The sequence below is a fragment of the Streptomyces sp. NPDC025833 genome (genome assembly GCF_055558055.1).
The window spans coordinates 208,975-226,164 of sequence record NZ_JBVHNF010000016.1; the positions used below are offsets into that span (position 1 = coordinate 208,975).

Here is a 17,190-nt window from a genome sequence, read left to right on the forward strand (position 1 = left end):
GGGCGGCGCTCACTTGGCGTCGGCGTAGCACTCCACCACCGCCGTGGTGAACGGGAACCGCACCGGTGTCTCGCCGAAGCACAGCCGGCCGGCGAGGTCGGCGGCCTCGCGGACGGCCCGGACGACCGCGTCGGCCTCCTCGGCGGGGCAGTGCACGATCACCTCGTCGTGCTGGAAGAAGACCAGCTCGGCCGCAAGGCCCGCGCAGGCCCGGCGCAGCGCGGCGAGCAGCAGCAGGGCCCAGTCGGCGGCGCTGCCCTGCACGACGAAGTTGCGCGCGAAGCGGCCTCGCGCGCGGAAGTTCGTGGAGGCGTACCCCGGGACCCAGCCGGCCTGGCCCTCCGGCTCGTCCTCGCCGCCCGGGATGCCCGCCTCCTCCGTCGCGTCCTCGTCCGCACCGGCGGCCGGCGGGCAGGTGCGGCCCAGCCAGGTGCGCACCAGCCGGCCCTCCTCGCCCGCGCGGGCCGCGTCGTCGACGTAGGCGACGGCCTTCGGGAAGCGGCGGCGGAGCGCGGCGAGGTTCTTCAGGCCGTCGCCGGAGGTCTGGCCGTACACCGCGCCGAGCACGGCGATCTTGGCCTGGTCCCGGTCGCCGGAGAAGGCGCGGTCGGAGACGGACTGGTAGAGGTCGTCCTCGCGGCCGGCCACCTCCATCAGGCCGGGGTCGCGGGAGATCGCGGCCAGCACGCGCGGCTCCATCTGGTCGGCGTCGGCCACCACCAGCCGCCAGCCGGGGTCGGCGACCACGGCCCTGCGGATCACCTTGGGGATCTGCAGGCCGCCCCCGCCGTTCGTCACCCAGCGTCCGGTGACCGTGCCCGCGGCCAGGAACTCGGGGCGGAAACGGCCGTCGCGCACCCAGTCCTGGAGCCAGGACCAGCCGTGCGCCACCCAGATGCGGTACAGCTTCTTGTACTCCAGGAGGGGGGCGACGGCCGGGTGGTCGACGGAGCGGATCTCCCAGCGGCGGGTGGACTTCACCTTGATCCCGGCCTGCGCGAAGGCCCTGATCACGTCGGCGGGCAGGTCGGGGCGGACCCGGCGGCCGAAGGCGGCGGACACCTCGTCGGCCAGTTCGGCGAGGCGGCGCGGCTCACCGCCGCCCGCGTACCGCTCGCCGAGCAGCGTGTGCAGCAGCTCGCGGTGGACCCCGGCGCTCCACGGCAGACCCGCGCGGTTCATCTCGGCGGCCACCAGCATCCCGGCCGACTCGCTCGCGGTCAGCAGCCGCATCCGCTCGGGGTGGGCGGTCCTCTCGTGCCGCCGCAACTGCTCGGCGTAGACCGCGAGCAGGTCCGGCAGGGGCAGGTGGTGGCCGGCCGGCTCGAACAGCGGGGACTGGGCGCCCGGCGCGGCCGCGCGCTGCGGCGGGTCGGGCGGGACGGGGCCGCCGCGCAGGCGGGCCAGGGCGGCGGCGGCCGAGTGCGGCTCGCCGTACCGGCCCTCGTGGCCCAGCAGGAGCGTTTCGGCGTCCTCGACGTCGTAGCACCGCTCCACTCGCACCCCCGTGGCGAGCAGCCGCGGATAGACCTCGGCGGTCGACCGCCACACCCAGCGCGTCACCTCCGGGCGGCCGCGCACCGCCTCGGCGGCGTCGCGCTCGCGCCGCACCGGTCCGGCGGGCAGCCCGTCGCGGCCGAGGGGGGCGACGTCGACGCCCGCGTCCTCGGCCGGTGCGAGCGCCCACCGGTCGGTCATGGTGCGAGTGTGGCAGGGGGGTCCGACAACGGCTCCGGCCCGCGGTCACCCGCGCTCACCTGCGTTGCCGCCTGCTCGCACGGTGTCACGGAGCCGTGCCCTCCGCCCGCTCCCGGGAGCCGTCCCCCTCGGGCGCGACGTCCCGCAGCAGGGCGAGCATCTCGGTGATCCTCTCCTCGGTGGCCTCCTTGGCGATGCCGAGGCCGCTGAGGACGCCCTCGCCGTTCTCGTGCTCCAGCAGGGCCAGCAGGATGTGCTCGGTACCGATGTAGTTGTGGCCGAGCCGGAGGGCCTCGCGGAAGGTGAGTTCCAGGACCTTCTTGGCGTCGGGGCCGTAGGGGACGAGTTCGGGGGCGTCGTCCGCGGCGGGCGGCAGCGCGGCGGCGGCCGACCGGCGCACGGCGTCCAGGGTGACGCCCTGCGCGGTGATCGCCTTGGCGGCCAGGCCGTCGGGCTCGGCCAGCAGGCCGAGGACCAGGTGCTCGGGGCGGCCCTCGGCGCCGCCGGCGGCCACGGCCTCGTTGTGCGCGCTCATGACCACGTTCCGGGCGCGGGGGGTGTAGCGGCTGAAGCCCTGGCTCGGGTCGAGGTCGGCGGACTCCTTGGGGACGAACCGCTTCTGCGCCGCCTGCCGGGTGACCCCCATGCTGCGGCCGATGTCGGTCCAGGACGCGCCCGAGCGGCGGGCCTGGTCGACGAAGTGACCGATCAGGTGATCGGCCACGTCACCGAGGTGATCCGCGGCGATCACCGCGTCCTGGAGCTGGTCGAGGGGTTCGGGGTGGACCTTCTTGATGGCCTCGATGAGGTCGTCGAGGCGCACGGATGCCGTGCTCTTCCGGTTGCTCGCCATGCGTCAACCGTAGGTTGCCACCCCTCCTCTGTCAACCACTGGTTGACATGCCCCCCAGGTGTCCTCGGCGCCTACTCGGGCGTGGCCGCCGGCCGTACCACGAGCCCGGCGAACACCGACCCGCTGACGAGCCGCGCGCCCCTCTCGGACGGGCCGCGCGCCCGTGCGTCGGAGGAGCCGCGGGCCCCGGTTGTCCACAGGCTGTGGACGGCCGCCGCCCGGTGTCGGCGGCACGTGGCACGATCGGCGGTGTGACCAGTACCGCCAGCACCGTCGAGCAGGCCTTCCGGGCCGCCCTCTACGACGACTCCGACGCCGGCCTCGACACCGGTGCCTCCCTGCTCGCCGCCGACCCGGCCGCCGACGGCGAACTCGCCCGCCGCGGCGAGGACTTCATGGCGACGGCCTGGCGGCGCGGCTGGCAGCCCGCCGACGTCGTACGGCTGGTGCGGCGCGAGCTGGAGGACGCGCACGCCGCTCTGGCCGCCGCGCTGATCCGGGCCCAGGCCGGGCGGGACCGGCCGCGCGGGCGCCGCTGGGCCGGCCAGCTGGCGGCGCTGCCCCCCGCCCCCGGGCGCCCGGCCGACCGCTTCTCGCACGCCACGGCCGTCCTGGAGCTGTACCGCCTGCTGTTGCGCCTGCCCGCCCTGGAGCCCTTGGAGGAGGAGCCGCGCCGCGCCCCCGGCCCGGCCGCCTCCCGCACGCTCACCCGCATCCGCGCCCTGCTCGCCAAGGCCGAGGCGACCGGCTACCCGGAGGAGGCGGAGGCGCTCAGCGCCAAGGCGCAGGAGCTGATGGCCCGGCACAGCGTCGACGAGGCGCTGCTCGCCGCCGGAGCGCCCGCGCCGGACGCGCCCGGCGCCTGCCGCATCGGGGTCGAGCCGCCGTACGAGCAGGCCAAGGCGGTCCTGCTGGACGCGGTGGCCACGGCGAACCACTGCCGCGCGGTGTGGAACGAACCGTTCGGCTTCTCCACGGTCGTCGGCTTCGAGGCGGACCTGGAGGTGGTCGAGCTGCTCCACACCTCGCTGCTGGTCCAGGCCACGCACGCGATGACCCGGGCCGAGGCGGCCCAGCGGGCCGGCGGGCGCAAGCGCACCAAGACCTTCCGGCAGTCGTTCCTCGCCGCCTACGCCCACCGCGTCGGCGACCGGCTCGCGGCCGCCGCCGAGACCCAGGTGACCCGGGACCTGCTGCCGGTGCTGGCCACGCGCGAGACGGCCGTCACCGGGCGGCTGGAGCGCATGTTCCCGGAGACCACCACGACCCGGCTGCGCGGCGTCAGCGACGCGGCGGGCTGGACGGAAGGAGCGCGCGCGGCGGACCGTGCCCAGGTCAGGGCCCGTCCCGGACTGGAGTGAGCGCCGGTGAGCGTCAGTCGCCGACCTGCTGGAAGGCGCTCACGGAGGCGTCCGGTCCGCTCCCGTCGCCCTTGCCGGCGACCGGGCCGTAGCTCCAGGGGAAGCTCCGGCTGGTGTCCGAGCCCGGCAGGCTGATCTTCACGGTCTTGGCCGCCACGGCGTTCCGGTCGCCGTCCTTACCGCGCACGTAGCCGATGGAGAAGCTCGCGGAGTCGCCCTTGGCGAGCTTCAGGGACTGCGCCTTCGCCCCCTTCAGCACGGGCACGGGCTTCCCGGCGCCGCCGGCCTCCAGCGTGACCGCGGGGAAGTGGTCCAGGGTGCAGGGGGCGCTCTGGTTGGTGATGCTCACCGGGATCTCGCCGCTGTCCCCGGCGGCCGGGGCCACGCTCGCCGTGCCGATCTGCACGGAGACCCCGCCGATCTCGCAGGCCGACCCGGCCTTGTCCCCGGCCTTGCCGCCACCACCGTCGCAGGCGGTCAGCAGCAGTGCGGCGGCGAGGGCGGTGACGGTGAGCGGAATGACGCGCATGAGCTGTGTCCCTGTCCTGGTGGTGTCGGTGCCCCAGCATCATGGCGCGTGCGCCCGGGCCCCGCTCGCGCACCCCTCTTCGGCGGCCGGCCGCGGCGCGGGTCCCGGCCCCGCCCGCGGCTCAGCGGCCGAGCGCCGTCGGCAGGCCCGAGGGCAGCTTCCCGCCGTCCGCCTTGGTGTACGTCTCCTGGCCGGCCGCGCCCGACCAGGTCACCCGCAGGGTCGTGCCGCCGACCGGTTCGAGCGTGCCGGTGGTCCGGCTCTCGTTACCGTCGCCGCAGGTCAGACGGATGGTCGAGGTACCGTTCCCGGCGTCCGTGGTCCCGTTGCACATGGTCCCGCCGGTCACGAACAGCCCGGCCCGGCCCCCGTTGATCACCAGTGCCAGGATCTTGCCCCCGGCGCTGCTGACCCAGCTCCCCTCGATCCCGGCGGCGCCGGTCCCCGCCGCGGAGGCCGCGGCCGACGGCGGGGCCGAGGGCGCGCTCGGCGCCACCGGGGAACCGTCGTCCTTCCCGGAGCCGCCACCGCCGCACGCCGTCAGGGCCAGCGCGCCGGCCAGTCCCGCGGCCACCAGGGCCGCTCCCCGCGCTCTCGCCGTCGCACACGTCACCGGAAAGCCCCCAAGCGGTAGCGGCCGGCCGCCCGGCCGGGCGGCACCGCAGCGCAAGTTACCAGCAGTCACCCCGGGGACCACCGGAAGGAGTGACGCCGGAACCGGCGGTACCCGCCTCCCGCGGCCGCCTCCGGGCGGCGGCGGCCCCCGTACGGCAGCCGTCCGGCACCGCGGCACCGGGCGGAAGCCGCCCCTCCGGCGGGCGGGTGCCGGCCCGGCCGGTCCCACCAGGCGAACGGTCTCCCGAACCCTGGAACAGGAACGGCGTCGTACGCGTCTCTCTCTAGTACACGAGGGGTTCACCCCGGACGCCCCGGCGCGGATGCCGGCGCGCATGATCATGGACGAGGGCCGGCGGGCGCATGTCCTGCCTGCTCTCGAGCAGGCGCTGGAGCGGACCGGGTAAAGGGCACGTCAAAGCTGTAATCGCGGGACCACCCCCCGTGCACGTGCATCTGCTCATGTACCTGCACGTGAAGCAAGTTATGATCCGGGTCAGTTGACCACAGCATCCATGGCCTCAGCAGCCAGTGCACCACCGGGGAGCGACCTGTGGACCGCGACGTTGACAACGTGTACAGGGGGTACGGCGTGTACAACGGTATGGCTGCCACGCAACTGGACGGCGTGGCCTGGCAGAAGAGCAGGCACAGCAACTCGCAGGGTTCCTGCGTGGAGTTCGCGCGACTGCCGGGCGGTGAGGTCGCCGTGCGCAACTCGCGCTTCCCGGACGGTCCGGCGCTCGTCTACACGCGCGCGGAGATCGAGGCCATGCTGCTCGGCGTCAAGGACGGCGAGTTCGACCACCTGATCGTGAGCTGACCGTCGGCGCCGGCCCCGTGACCGTTGGCAACGATGTCGGACGGCGTCCCGGCGGCATGTCCGGCCCATCCGGCCGGCAGACGGGCGTACGCGTTCAGGACCCGGGCGGCCGCGGGCGCGGCAGACCACTCAGCCGACGGTCTTGAGCCGGAACAGCGCCCAGACCATCTTGCCTTCCAGCGGGCCCGGGAGCGGGTGCCAGCCCCAGCTGTCGGCGAACGACTCGACCAGGAACAGGCCGCGGCCGGACTCGGCGGCGAAGTCGTCCGAGTCCTGGGGTACGGGCGTCTCGTGGCTCGGGTCGCGCACCGCGCAGACCAGCCGGCCGGTCCAGCTCAGCAGGTGCAGCCGCACGGCCGCGTGGTGCGCGTCGGTGCGGCACGGCTCGGACGGCACGGCGTGGCGCAGGGCGTTGGTGACGAGTTCGGAGACGACCAGACAGATGTCGTCGAAGCGCTCGCCGACGTTCCAGCCGTCCAGGGTGTCCCGGGTGAAGCGCCGGGCCTCGCGCACCGCCTCGTAGCGGGCGGGGAGGGCGCAGGAGGCGGCATCGGACACGGCCGCGGGATCCAGCGGCGGAAGGCCCTGCCGTAACGGCTTGAGCATGGTCGATCCATTCGTCCCCATGCGAGGCACTCCCGGGAATTCGCGGTCGTTGCGATGCAGCGGTGGCGCGACTCCCATGGTTTCGGATGCGTAGAGCGGATGCAAGGGCAGATGCACGTGCACGCGACCGAAATGACACCTCCCGTACCGCTTCTTGGCCATTTTTTCTGCCATCTTCCCGCTGGTCTTTGCCAGAGGTCCGGACCTCTGGCCGGTCCGGACCCGCCGGAATCGGCCGAGGTCTTTCCGTTTCCGTAACCGGACGAGTACTGCTCGAAGTGTTTTAGTGGCAGACTTCGGCCCTTGGAGACGGTTGGGGAGGCTGGCGAAGGTGAGCGCGGGAGAGCCCGGATCGGTGGTGCGGCGGATGCTGCTCGGCTCGCAACTGAGGCGACTGCGGGAGGCGCGGGGGATCACGCGCGAGGCGGCGGGTTACTCGATCCGCGCCTCCGAGTCGAAGATCAGCCGGATGGAGCTGGGCCGGGTGGGCTTCAAGACCAGAGACGTCGAGGACCTGCTGACGCTGTACGGCATCACCGACGAGGCCGAGCGCGAGGCGCTGCTCTCCCTCGCCCGTGAGGCCAACGTGGCCGGCTGGTGGCACAGTTACACCGACGTGCTGCCCACCTGGTTCCCCACCTACGTGGGCCTGGAGGGCGCCGCCACCTCGATCCGCGCCTACGAGGTGCAGTTCGTGCACGGCCTGCTCCAGACCGAGGAGTACGCCCGCGCGGTGGTCCGGCGCGGCATGAAGGGCGCGAGCGACGCCGACGTCGAACGCCGGGTCGCCCTGCGCCTGGAGCGGCAGAAGCACCTGTGCTCCGACAGCGCGCCGGAGTTCCACATCATCCTGGACGAGGCCGCCCTGCGCCGCCCCTACGGGGACCGCGAGGTGATGCGCGGACAGCTCCAGCACCTGATCGACGTCTCCGAGCAGCCCCACGTACGGCTCCAGGTCATGCCGTTCGGCTTCGGCGGGCACTCCGGTGAGAGCGGCGCCTTCACCATCCTCAGCTTCCCCGAGTCGGACCTCTCCGACGTGGTCTACCTGGAGCAGCTCACCAGCGCGCTCTACCTGGACAAGCGCGAGGACGTCGCCCAGTACGAGCAGGCCCTGAAGGAGCTCCAGCAGGACAGCCCGGGCCCGGACGAGAGCCGGGACCTGCTCCGCGGTCTCCGGCAGCTCCTCTGACCGGGATCCCCGCTCAACTCGCCCTACTCGCGCGTACCATGACGTCCGATCAGACCTGGCGTAGATCTGGTGTCCGCTAGCGATTGAGGGATGACATGGCGTCCTGGTTCACCGACCTGGCCCAGCAGTACATCGACGGCGAGTGGCGTCCGGGCACGGGCTCCTGGGACGTCATCGACTTCAACCCCTACGACGACGAGAAGCTGGCCTCCATCACCGTGGCCACGGTCGACGAGGTGGATCGGGCGTACCGGGCGGCGGCCCGCGCCCAGCGGAAGTGGGCCGAGACCAACCCCTACACCCGGCGCGGCGTCTTCGAGCGCGCGCTGCGGTGGGTGGAGGACCACGAGCAGGAGATAGCCGACCTGATCATCGCGGAGCTCGGCGGCACCCGCGTGAAGGCGGGGTTCGAACTGCACCTCGCCAAGGAGTTCCTGCGCGAGTCGGTCCACCTCGCGCTGCGGCCCGAGGGCAGGATCCTGCCCTCCCCGACCGAGGGCAAGGAGAACCGCGTCTACCGCGTACCGGTCGGCGTGGTGGGCGTGATCAGCCCCTTCAACTTCCCCTTCCTGCTGTCGCTGAAGTCGGTCGCCCCGGCCCTGGCCCTCGGCAACGGCGTGGTGCTCAAGCCGCACCAGAACACCCCGATCGCCGGCGGCACCCTGATCGGGAAGATCTTCGAGGAGGCGGGGCTGCCCGGCGGCCTGCTCAACGTCGTCGTCACCGACATCGCCGAGATCGGCGACGCGTTCATCGAGCACCCCGTCCCGAAGGTCATCTCCTTCACCGGCTCCGACAAGGTCGGCCGGCACGTGGCCACCGTGTGCGCCGGGCACTTCAAGCGCTCCGTCCTCGAACTGGGCGGCAACAGCGCGCTGGTGGTCCTGGACGACGCCGACGTCGACTACGCGGTGGACGCGGCGGTCTTCAGCCGGTTCGTGCACCAGGGGCAGGTCTGCATGGCCGCCAACCGCGTCCTCGTGGACCGCTCGGTCGCCGAGGAGTTCACCGAGAAGTTCGTGGCGAAGGTGCGGAGCCTGAAGGTGGGCGACCCGCGCGACCCGCAGACCGTGATCGGGCCGGTGATCAACTCCGCCCAGGCCCACGCGGTCTCCGGCACCGTCGAGCAGGCGGTCGCCGAGGGCGCCACCGCCCTGGTGCGGGGCACCACGACGAACAACCTCGTCGAGCCCAGCGTGCTGACCGGTCTGCCCGCCGACTCCGCGCTGCTGCGGCAGGAGGTCTTCGGCCCGGTCGTCTTCCTCGTCCCGTTCGACGGCGAGGAGGAGGCGGTCCGGATCGTCAACGGCACCCCGTACGGCCTGAGCGGCGCCGTGCACACCGGGGACGTCGAGCGGGGCGTGGCCTTCGCCAAGCGGATCGACACCGGCATGTTCCACGTGAACGACGGCACCGTCCACGACGAGCCGATCGTGCCCTTCGGCGGCGAGAAGCACTCCGGCCTCGGCCGCCTCAACGGCGAGACGACGATGGAGGCGTTCACCACGGTCAAGTGGATCTCGGTGCAGCACGGCCGCAGCGGATTCCCGTTCTGAGCCCTCCGCCCCCGCCCGGGCCCGCGCGGACGGCCGCCGTCCGCCCGGGCCCGTCGCGTCCCCGGCGCACCGCCGCGGTCCCGGCCCCGGACGCCGCCGTCCGCCCGGGCCGGGCTCGGCCATAACCTGGACCGCATGTCAGCGATCCGTCTCCTCGTGCTGGGCGCGGTCCGCCAGCACGGCCGGGCCCACGGCTACCAGGTCCGCGGCGACCTGGAGTACTGGGGCGCGCACGAGTGGTCCCACGCCCGGCCGGGCTCCGTCTACCACGCCCTGAAGCAGATGGCCCGGCAGGGACTGCTGCACGCGCACGAGACCGCGCCGTCCACGGCCGGCGGGCCGCCGCGGACCGAGTACGAGATCACGGACCGCGGCACCGAGGAGTACTTCCGGCTGCTGCGCGACTCCCTCGTCTCCTACGACCAGGAGGCGGACGTCCAGACGGCGGCCCTCGGCTTCATGGTCGACCTGCCCCGCGCCGAGGTCCTCGCCCTGCTGCGGGAGCGGATCCGCCGCATCGAGCGCCGGCGGGCCTCCGTCACCGAGCACTACGTCCCCGAGGGCGGCCCCGGACAGCTCGGCCACATCGGCGAGATCATGGGCATGTGGCTGCACACGGCCGACTCCGACGAGTCCTGGACCCGGGGCCTGATCGCCCGCGTGGAGGCGGGCGCGTACACCTTCGCGGGCGAGGGCGAGCCCTTCGTCGGGGTGCTCGCCGACGGCCGGGAGAACCCGTACGCGACGGGGGAGCGGCACCCGGAGGACGACCGCTGACGACGGCGCCGGCCTCACCCCGGACGAAACCTTCTAGTGGTGGAAGCTCGTGGCCGCGTCCTTGTCGTGGGTCAGCGGGTGCGGCTGGCGGCGCAGCTCCGGCAGCAGCCGGGCCAGGTCGTCCACGAACAGGTCGGCCAGGTCGTGCGAGAAGCCGTTGCGGCACACGATCCGCAGCACGGACAGGTCCTCGCGGTTGGCCGGGAAGGTGTAGGCGGGCACCAGCCAGCCGCTCTCGCGCAGCCGCCGGGACACGTCGAAGACGTCGTACGACGTGATGCCCTCGTTCGTGGTCAGCGCGAACACGGGCAACTGGTCCCCGCGCGTGAGCAGCCGGAAGTCGCCGAGCGCCTCGATCTTCCCGGCGAGCGAGGTCGCCACGTCCCGGGTGCACTGCTGCACCGCCCGGTAGCCCTCCCGGCCCAGCCGCAGGAAGGTGTAGTACTGCGCCACCACCTGGGCGCCGGGCCGGGAGAAGTTGAGGGCGAAGGTGGGCATGTCCCCGCCGAGGTAGTTGACCCGGAACACCAGCTCGTCCGGGAGCGCCTCCCGGTCCCGCCACAGGGCCCAGCCGACGCCCGGGTAGACCAGCCCGTACTTGTGCCCCGAGGTGTTGATCGACGCCACCCGCGGGAGGCGGAAGTCCCACACCAGGTCCTCGTCCAGGAACGGCGCCACCATGCCGCCCGAGGCGCCGTCCACGTGCACCGGGATGTCCAGGCCGGTGACCTCGTGGAGGCCGTCCAGGGCCGCGCACAGCTCCGCGACCGGCTCGTAGGAGCCGTCGAAGGTGGAGCCGAGGATGCCGACCACCCCGATGGTGTTCTCGTCGCACAGCTCGACGGCGGCCTGCGGGTCCAGGTGGAAGCGGTCGCCGTCCATCGGGACCAGCCGGGCCTCCACCTCCCAGAAGTTGCAGAACTTCTCCCAGCACACCTGGACGTTGACGCCCATGACCAGGTTGGGGCGCGCGCCCGGGTACCGGTCGGCGTTCCGCTTCGCCCAGCGCCGCTTCAGCGCCATGCCGGCGAGCATGCACGCCTCGCTCGACCCGGTCGTCGAGCAGCCCACGGCCGCCGCCGGGTCCGGCGCGTTCCACAGGTCGGCGAGCATCGCCACGCAGCGCCGCTCCAGCTCGGCGGTGCGCGGGTACTCGTCCTTGTCGATCATGTTCTTGTCCCGGCACTCGCCCATCAGCACCCCGGCCTGCGGCTCCATCCAGGTGGTGACGAAGGTGGCCAGGTTCAGCCGGGAGTTGCCGTCCAGCATCAGCTCGTCGTGGACCAGCTGGTAGGCGGTGGACGGGGGCATCGGGGCGTCCGGGAGCCGGTGCGTGGGCGGGGCCTCGGTCATGCCGCCGACCGGGTTGGCCTCCCCGAAGAACGGGTTGACCGACACCGTCCGCTCCTCGTGCCTCGCGGGACCTTTGTGCAGCGCCATGGTGTTTCCTCCAGGGGGATCGGGCGGATCAGCGGAGCGGTGTGCCGTCCTCGCGCAGCTGCATCTGCCGCCGGCCCGTCACCAGCAGCCAGGCCGGGAGCGAGGCGACGCACAGGAGGGCGAGGACGCCGGGCGAGGAGACGAGGACGGCGGCGGTGAACAGGCTCACCCAGCCCTGCCGGGTGATCGCCAGGAGCATGCCCAGGACCCCCGTCGCCACCCCCAGCGAGGGGTGGACGGCCGGCACGAGCGCGTGGGCGGCGAGCCCCAGGGAACTGCCCGCGAAGACCGCGGGGAAGATCCGGCCGCCCCGGAATCCGCACGACGCGGCGACGACCAGGGCGGCCAGCTTCACCACCGACATCACGGCGAACCGGCCCGCCGTCCAGCCCTCCGGATCGCGGGACAGCTCACCGACTTCGGACAGCCCCTTGAACAGCGTCAGATGACCGCCCAGGGCCCCCAGCGCGCCCAGGACGACGCCGCCGGCCGGCAGCATGAGCATCGGGTGCCGCAGCCGGCGGAAGACGGCGTGGACGTACGGGAAGGCGAGGACGGCGACCATGCCGAGCAGCGCGGCCGCCGGGGCGATCACCAGCGCCGCCAGCAGGTCCCCGGCGCGGGGGTGGCCCAGCGGCGGCAGGCCCAGGTCGAAGCTCGGGCGGGCCACCAGGGACGTCGTGATCGCCCCGCACGCCCCGGCGGTCAGCGGGGCGAACAGGTTGTCCCACAGCCGGCCCGCCGTCGGCTGTGCCGCCAGCGCCTCCGAGATGACCAGCGCCGCCGCCACCGGCGTGCCGAAGAGCGCGCCGATCGTGGCCGACTCGGCCAGCACCGGCCACAGGGCGCCCGGCGTGCGGGGCAGGAGCCGGCCGCCGAGCCGGACCGCCAGGGCCACGTTCACGGCGATCACCGGGTTCTCCGGGCCGAGGCTCGGCCCGCCGGCCAGCATCAGCGCGGTGGCCAGCACCAGGCCGGGCAGCACGGCCGGCGGCAGGACGGGTGCCTCCAGGCCCAGGGTGGCCGGGTCGGGGCCGGCGTGACCGGGGACCTTCCAGACCACCAGCCCGACGGCGATCCCGGTCGCCACGAGCACGGTGAACATCCACAGGACCGAGTAGCGGCCCACACCGAGCGCGTCCGGCAGGGGCCCCCACAGCACCCGCTGGAGGTGCTCGGCCGCCGTGCTCACGCCGACGAAGAGCAGGCTCGCGGCCACCCCCACCGCGACGGCGGGCAGGATGAACGGCAGCAGGGCCCGCGCCGGCGCCGTAGGGGCGCCGCGGGGCGCCTGCTGCGTCGTCTCCGGGGCCACGGGCTCACCATAAGCGGACGAAAGTCACACAACATCCCGAGCGGATTCCGGCTTGCACCTCACGTGACGTGAGGCGCCACCGTGGAGGCGTACCGACCGAAGGAGCGGAAAGTGAGCTACTCCGTGGGGCAGGTCGCGGGGTTCGCCGGGATCACGGTGCGCACCCTGCACCACTACGACGGGATCGGGCTGCTCGTGCCCGGCGAGCGCACGCACGCCGGGCACCGGCGCTACAGCGACGCCGACCTCGACCGGCTCCAGCAGATCCTGTTCCACCGGGAGCTCGGCTTCCCGCTCGACGAGGTCGCGGCCCTGCTCGACGACCCGGACGCGGACCCGCGCGCGCACCTGCGCCGCCAGCACGCGCTGCTGACCGCCCGGATCGAGAAGCTGCAGCGGATGGCCGCGGCCGTGGAGCACGCCATGGAGGCACGCACGATGGGCATCGACCTGACACCGCAGGAGAAGTTCGAGGTCTTCGGGGACTTCGACCCGGACCGGTACGCGGACGAGGTGGTGGAGCGCTGGGGCGACACCGAGGCCTACCGCCAGTCGCGCCGGCGCACCGCCTTCTACACCAAGGAGGACTGGAAGCGGATGACCGGGGAGCTGGACGCGATCCACCGGCGCATGGCCGCCCTGGCCGCCGACGGCGTGCCCGCCGCGTCGGCGGCGGCCATGGACGTCGCCGAGGAGCACCGCCGCTTCATCACGGGCGCGTACTACGACTGCGGGCACGAGATGCACGCATGCCTGGGCGAGATGTACGTCGCCGACGAGCGCTTCACCGCGACGTACGAGGCCGTCCGGCCCGGACTGGCCGTGTACCTGCGGGACGCGATCATGGCTAACAGGGCGCGGCACACCGCGGCCTGACCCCCCTGGCCCGGGAGCGCGCGGGGTTCACTCCCGGGCCAGGACCACGGCCGTGCCGTAGGCGCACACCTCGGTGCCGGTGTCCGCGGCCTCGGTCACGTCGAACCGGAAGGCCAGCACCCCGTTGGCGCCACGCGCGCGTGCCTGCTCCACCAGGCGCTCCATGGCCTGGTGGCGGGTCTGCACGAGCGTCTTGGTGAGGCCCTTCAGCTCACCGCCGATCATCGACTTCAGCCCGGCGCCGAGCTGGCTGCCCAGGTGCCGCGAACGCACGGTGAGCCCGAACACCTCGCCCACCACCGACTGCACCCGGTACCCGGGTACGTCGTTCGTCGTCACGACCAGCACGTCCGACCGGGGCCCCTGGCCGCCGCCGTAGTCATCGAGTCCCATGGGTCACAGCTTTCTCCCAGTCGTCCCGCAGTGCATCCTGGAGCCACCGGTGGAACCCGGGGCGGCCGCGTCACGTTGATAGCTTGGGGCGGCCCTCCACGCGGAGCAGCCGCCGTAGCCGCCTCACCCCTCAGGAGCCCGGACCCGTGATGACACTCGCCCTCGGCCCGAGCTGGCTGGACCCGAACTACCTGCTCGACACCTACAGCATCTGGGGCCTGCTGCTCATCGTCTTCGCCGAGTCGGGCCTGCTCATCGGCTTCTTCCTGCCGGGCGACTCGCTGCTGTTCACCTGCGGCCTGCTGATCACCTCGCACCAGCTCGACTTCCCGCTGTGGGGCGCCATCGGCCTGATCTGCCTCGCCGCGGTCCTCGGCGACCAGGCGGGCTACATGTTCGGCAAGAAGGTCGGCCCGTCCCTGTTCAACCGGCCCGACTCGCGCCTGTTCAAGCAGGAGAACGTCACCAAGGCGCACGAGTTCTTCGAGAAGTACGGCCCGAAGTCCCTGGTCCTGGCCCGCTTCGTGCCGGTCGTGCGCACGTTCACGCCGATCATCGCGGGCGTCAGCGGCATGAAGTACCGCTCGTTCCTTCTCTTCAACGTCATCGGCGGCGTCGTGTGGGGCGCGGGCGTCACCCTGCTCGGCTCCTGGCTCGGCAACATCGAGTTCGTCACGAAGAACATCGAGGCGATCCTCATCCTGATCGTCCTGGTCTCCGTGATCCCGATCGCGATCGAGTTCCTCCGGGCCCGCGGCAAGGAGAAGAAGGCCGCCCAGGCCGCGCCGCCCGCCCCGGCCGCCGCGCAGGCCCCGCAGCAGCCCCGGGCACCCCGGTTCCAGCAGCCGCCGGCCATGGACACCTCGACGACCCAGCTCCGCCGCATCGACCCGGAGCAGCCCTACGAGCAGCAGTACGGCGAGGGGTACGGCCGGCACGGGTACGGGGGCGGCCGGCCCCAGCAGCACCAGCAGGACTGGAACCAGGGCTACGACCGGCAGGACCAGGGCTACGACCGGCAGCAGTACCCCCAGGACCAGTACGGCCAGCACCCGCCCGCCCACAACCAGCCCGGCCAGAACCAGCCCGGCCGGCACCCGCACGGCGAGAACCCGTACGGCCAGGAGCAGTACCCCCAGGAGCAGTACCCCCAGGAGCAGTACCGCCAGGAGCAGTACCCCCAGGACCAGTACGGCCAGGGCCAGTACGACCCGAACGCGTACCCCTACGACCAGCGCGGGCAGTAGCCGCCGCCGGGCACCGGGCCGGTGACGCCTAGAAACCCCGGGTCCGCTTGGCGGCCCGGCGCTTCCCGGCGGAGCCGACCCGCAGGAACAGCCGGAAGACCTCCGAGCCCAGATTGACCCCGATCGCGATGGCCATGGCCAGCGACGCCGCGTTCGCCAGCCCCACCAGCCCCTTGTCCACCTCGTTCTGCGCCATCCTGAGCAGCCCGAAGTACGTCGCCGAACCGGGCAGCAGCGGTCCGATCGCCGCCGTCGTGTAGGGCAGCGCCGACGCGAACCGGTACCGCGACAGGAGCTGCCCGAAGAGGCCCACCAGCCCCGCCGCCACGGCGGTGGACGCCACCGGCGAGAGGTCGGCGACGTTCTGCATCGCGCCGTACACCGTCCAGGCCACGCCCCCGTTGAGGGTCACCCACAGCACGGTCGACCGCTCCTGCTGGAGCAGCACCGCGAACGTCAGGGACAGCAGCATCGACGCGGCGATCTGCACCACCGGCCGGTCGCTGGAGATCAGCGCCGCGTCCGGGTTCAGCTTGCCGCCGACCTTCACGCCGAAGTACAGGACGATCAGGACTCCGGTGACGATGCCGACGAAGAAGTACATGACCTCCAGCAGGCGCGCCGAGGCCGTGATGTAGAAGCCCGTCAGCCCGTCCTGGACGCCCGCCACCAGCGCCCGCCCGGGCAGCAGGGCGAACAGGCCACCGGTGACGACGGCCGACGCCTTCACGTCGACGTGTGCCAGCGCGAACGCCACCCCGATCGCGGCGGGCGGCATCGCGGCCACCGTGAACTGGTAGAACTCCGGCAGCCCCCGCCCCGCGCACAGCCAGGCCAGCCGGTCGCCGAGCATCGCGCCGACGGCCGCCGCGAAGAACACGATCAGGTCGCCGCCGACCAGCACGGAGGCCGCGCCGGCCAGCAGCCCGCTGGCCAGGGAGAGCGCCCAGCCCGGGTAGGGGTGCCGGTTGCGGCGTATCTCCGCCAGCCGCCGGTACGCCTCCTCCAGGGAGACGTGGGTCTCCGGATCGGTCAGGTCGTCCACGAGCCGGAAGACGGCCGCGAGGCGCGTGTAGTCGGTGCCGCGCCGCCGGACCGTCCGGGACGCCGTCACCGGGTCCTCCACCAGGGACGGCTGGTGCGAGATCGACAGCAGTGTGAAGGTGACGTTCGGCTCGCACCGGTCCAGGCCGTAGGACCGGCACACCGCGAACATCGCGGCCTCCACGTCCTCCGCGCCCTCGCCGCCGGCCAGCAGCAGCTCGCCGATGCGCAGCGTCAGGTCGAGCACGCGCGGGACGGCCGGGCCGCCCTCATCCTCGCGCTGCACCGCCTCCGGGGCCGGCCGCTCGGTCACCGGCATGCGCAGCATCGTGCGCATCCGGTCCTGCCACGGCGCGTCCTTCACCAGGCTGACCAGCGGCACCCCGGCGGCCGGTGTGAACGCGGTCGGCGCGCTCTGGGCGCTGTAGGTGCTCGGCACGCTGAACGCCGAACCCTCCGGCTCGGCGCTCGCCGGCTGGAGCGTCTCCAGCCCCCGCGGCACCGCGAACTCCGACGTCGTCTCCGGCTCACCGGGGCTCTTGACGACGCCCAGACCCGCGGGAATGGCGAACTCGGACGTGATCTCCGGGTCGTACCGCGCCTCGTCCGACCGGGGCTTGCGGTCCTCCGCCTCCGTCACCTCGCACCGCTCCCTGAATGACGCCTTCCGTAAGCCTCAGTATGCGCACACGTACCCGGGCGGGCGGCAATCGTGCCTGGGGTGAGCGTGCGCACATGCGGACGGGGCGCCCCCGGGGGCGGGGGGGCCCGCCGGGGGGGGGGGGGGGGGTGGGCCCCCCGGGCCACGCAGCGCTTTTTGGACCGCTCCGACTCCGCCTCGGCCTGCGTGCGGCCCCCCCACTTG

16 protein-coding genes are annotated in these 17,190 nt (G+C 73.2%); 7 read left to right on the forward strand and 9 right to left on the reverse strand.

All coding sequences use genetic code 11. The features are described from left to right. Positions 1-9: 9 nt before the first annotated feature. Together ACZ4K2_RS27870 and ACZ4K2_RS27875 are read right to left on the reverse strand one after the other, a co-directional pair. Positions 10-1,698 (reverse strand): bifunctional 3'-5' exonuclease/DNA polymerase, encoded by a 1,689-nt coding sequence (locus ACZ4K2_RS27870; protein WP_467467909.1) that lies wholly within the window; start codon positions 1,696-1,698, stop codon positions 10-12. An 85-nt stretch (positions 1,699-1,783) separates the two neighbouring features. Beyond that, complete coding sequence (locus ACZ4K2_RS27875; RefSeq protein WP_467467907.1) at positions 1,784-2,551, reverse strand: Clp protease N-terminal domain-containing protein; 768 nt, start codon at positions 2,549-2,551, stop codon at positions 1,784-1,786. A gap of 251 nt (positions 2,552-2,802) precedes the next feature. Between ACZ4K2_RS27875 and ACZ4K2_RS27880 the strand changes: the two genes are divergently transcribed. Next, positions 2,803-3,912, forward strand: a complete 1,110-nt coding sequence (locus ACZ4K2_RS27880; RefSeq protein ID WP_467467904.1) for a DUF2786 domain-containing protein — start codon at positions 2,803-2,805, stop codon at positions 3,910-3,912. 13 nt (positions 3,913-3,925) lie between these two features. Here the strand turns inward: ACZ4K2_RS27880 and ACZ4K2_RS27885 are convergent, their stop codons facing one another. Then, positions 3,926-4,441: a DUF4232 domain-containing protein gene (locus tag ACZ4K2_RS27885; RefSeq protein WP_467467902.1), complete on the reverse strand. Its 516-nt coding sequence runs from the start codon at positions 4,439-4,441 to the stop codon at positions 3,926-3,928. A 121-nt stretch (positions 4,442-4,562) separates the two neighbouring features. Then, on the reverse strand, positions 4,563-5,015 hold the full coding sequence (locus tag ACZ4K2_RS27890; RefSeq protein WP_467467899.1) for a hypothetical protein: 453 nt from the start codon (positions 5,013-5,015) through the stop codon (positions 4,563-4,565). A gap of 594 nt (positions 5,016-5,609) precedes the next feature. On the opposite strand from ACZ4K2_RS27890, the gene ACZ4K2_RS27895 reads away from it, so the two are divergent. Continuing rightward, on the forward strand, positions 5,610-5,879 hold the full coding sequence (locus ACZ4K2_RS27895) for a DUF397 domain-containing protein (protein ID WP_467467897.1): 270 nt from the start codon (positions 5,610-5,612) through the stop codon (positions 5,877-5,879). Between the two features lie 129 nt (positions 5,880-6,008). Here ACZ4K2_RS27895 and ACZ4K2_RS27900 read toward each other — a convergent pair whose 3' ends face one another. Then, positions 6,009-6,506, reverse strand: coding sequence for an ATP-binding protein (locus ACZ4K2_RS27900; protein WP_467769976.1), 498 nt, complete (start codon positions 6,504-6,506; stop codon positions 6,009-6,011). A 346-nt stretch (positions 6,507-6,852) separates the two neighbouring features. Between ACZ4K2_RS27900 and ACZ4K2_RS27905 the strand changes: the two genes are divergently transcribed. The 3 genes from ACZ4K2_RS27905 (at position 6,853) to ACZ4K2_RS27915 (ending at position 10,010) form a co-directional block, all read left to right on the forward strand. Continuing rightward, on the forward strand, positions 6,853-7,677 hold the full coding sequence (locus ACZ4K2_RS27905; protein ID WP_467468804.1) for a helix-turn-helix domain-containing protein: 825 nt from the start codon (positions 6,853-6,855) through the stop codon (positions 7,675-7,677). 95 nt (positions 7,678-7,772) lie between these two features. Beyond that, positions 7,773-9,233: an aldehyde dehydrogenase family protein gene (locus ACZ4K2_RS27910; protein ID WP_467467893.1), complete on the forward strand. Its 1,461-nt coding sequence runs from the start codon at positions 7,773-7,775 to the stop codon at positions 9,231-9,233. A gap of 135 nt (positions 9,234-9,368) precedes the next feature. Next, positions 9,369-10,010: a PadR family transcriptional regulator gene (locus tag ACZ4K2_RS27915; RefSeq protein ID WP_467467891.1), complete on the forward strand. Its 642-nt coding sequence runs from the start codon at positions 9,369-9,371 to the stop codon at positions 10,008-10,010. Positions 10,011-10,043: 33 nt separating this feature from the next. Here the strand turns inward: ACZ4K2_RS27915 and ACZ4K2_RS27920 are convergent, their stop codons facing one another. Both ACZ4K2_RS27920 and ACZ4K2_RS27925 read right to left on the reverse strand, forming a co-directional pair. Next, the gene (locus tag ACZ4K2_RS27920) at positions 10,044-11,450 is read right to left on the reverse strand and encodes a glutamate decarboxylase (RefSeq protein ID WP_467467889.1); all 1,407 of its coding nucleotides are present in this window, start codon (positions 11,448-11,450) and stop codon (positions 10,044-10,046) included. A 28-nt stretch (positions 11,451-11,478) separates the two neighbouring features. Next, entirely contained in the window at positions 11,479-12,765 is a 1,287-nt protein-coding gene (locus tag ACZ4K2_RS27925) for an ion channel protein (RefSeq protein WP_467467887.1), read from the reverse strand. A gap of 111 nt (positions 12,766-12,876) precedes the next feature. On the opposite strand from ACZ4K2_RS27925, the gene ACZ4K2_RS27930 reads away from it, so the two are divergent. Continuing rightward, a complete protein-coding gene (locus tag ACZ4K2_RS27930; protein WP_467467885.1) occupies positions 12,877-13,641 on the forward strand; it encodes a MerR family transcriptional regulator in 765 nt (254 codons plus the stop codon). Between the two features lie 27 nt (positions 13,642-13,668). Here the strand turns inward: ACZ4K2_RS27930 and ACZ4K2_RS27935 are convergent, their stop codons facing one another. Next, positions 13,669-14,034, reverse strand: coding sequence for a YbjQ family protein (locus tag ACZ4K2_RS27935; protein ID WP_467467882.1), 366 nt, complete (start codon positions 14,032-14,034; stop codon positions 13,669-13,671). Between the two features lie 146 nt (positions 14,035-14,180). Between ACZ4K2_RS27935 and ACZ4K2_RS27940 the strand changes: the two genes are divergently transcribed. Further along, positions 14,181-15,281 (forward strand): DedA family protein, encoded by a 1,101-nt coding sequence (locus ACZ4K2_RS27940; RefSeq protein ID WP_467467880.1) that lies wholly within the window; start codon positions 14,181-14,183, stop codon positions 15,279-15,281. Positions 15,282-15,309: 28 nt separating this feature from the next. On the opposite strand, the gene ACZ4K2_RS27945 is transcribed toward ACZ4K2_RS27940, so the two are convergent. Continuing rightward, on the reverse strand, positions 15,310-16,965 hold the full coding sequence (locus ACZ4K2_RS27945) for a threonine/serine exporter family protein (RefSeq protein WP_467467877.1): 1,656 nt from the start codon (positions 16,963-16,965) through the stop codon (positions 15,310-15,312). Positions 16,966-17,190 lie beyond the last annotated feature (225 nt).

Excerpts from the sequence above, each read along its gene's own strand:
- ACZ4K2_RS27935 (WP_467467882.1), bottom strand. The coding sequence starts at position 14,034 with ATGGGACTCGATGACTACGGCGGCGGCCAGGGGCCCCGGTCGGACGTG.
- ACZ4K2_RS27920 (WP_467467889.1), bottom strand. The coding sequence starts at position 11,450 with ATGGCGCTGCACAAAGGTCCCGCGAGGCACGAGGAGCGGACGGTGTCG.
- ACZ4K2_RS27885 (WP_467467902.1), bottom strand. The coding sequence starts at position 4,441 with ATGCGCGTCATTCCGCTCACCGTCACCGCCCTCGCCGCCGCACTGCTG.
- ACZ4K2_RS27915 (WP_467467891.1), top strand. The coding sequence starts at position 9,369 with ATGTCAGCGATCCGTCTCCTCGTGCTGGGCGCGGTCCGCCAGCACGGC.
- ACZ4K2_RS27870 (WP_467467909.1), bottom strand. The coding sequence starts at position 1,698 with ATGACCGACCGGTGGGCGCTCGCACCGGCCGAGGACGCGGGCGTCGAC.
- ACZ4K2_RS27875 (WP_467467907.1), bottom strand. The coding sequence starts at position 2,551 with ATGGCGAGCAACCGGAAGAGCACGGCATCCGTGCGCCTCGACGACCTC.
- ACZ4K2_RS27910 (WP_467467893.1), top strand. The coding sequence starts at position 7,773 with ATGGCGTCCTGGTTCACCGACCTGGCCCAGCAGTACATCGACGGCGAG.
- ACZ4K2_RS27900 (WP_467769976.1), bottom strand. The coding sequence starts at position 6,506 with ATGGGGACGAATGGATCGACCATGCTCAAGCCGTTACGGCAGGGCCTT.
- ACZ4K2_RS27905 (WP_467468804.1), top strand. The coding sequence starts at position 6,853 with ATGCTGCTCGGCTCGCAACTGAGGCGACTGCGGGAGGCGCGGGGGATC.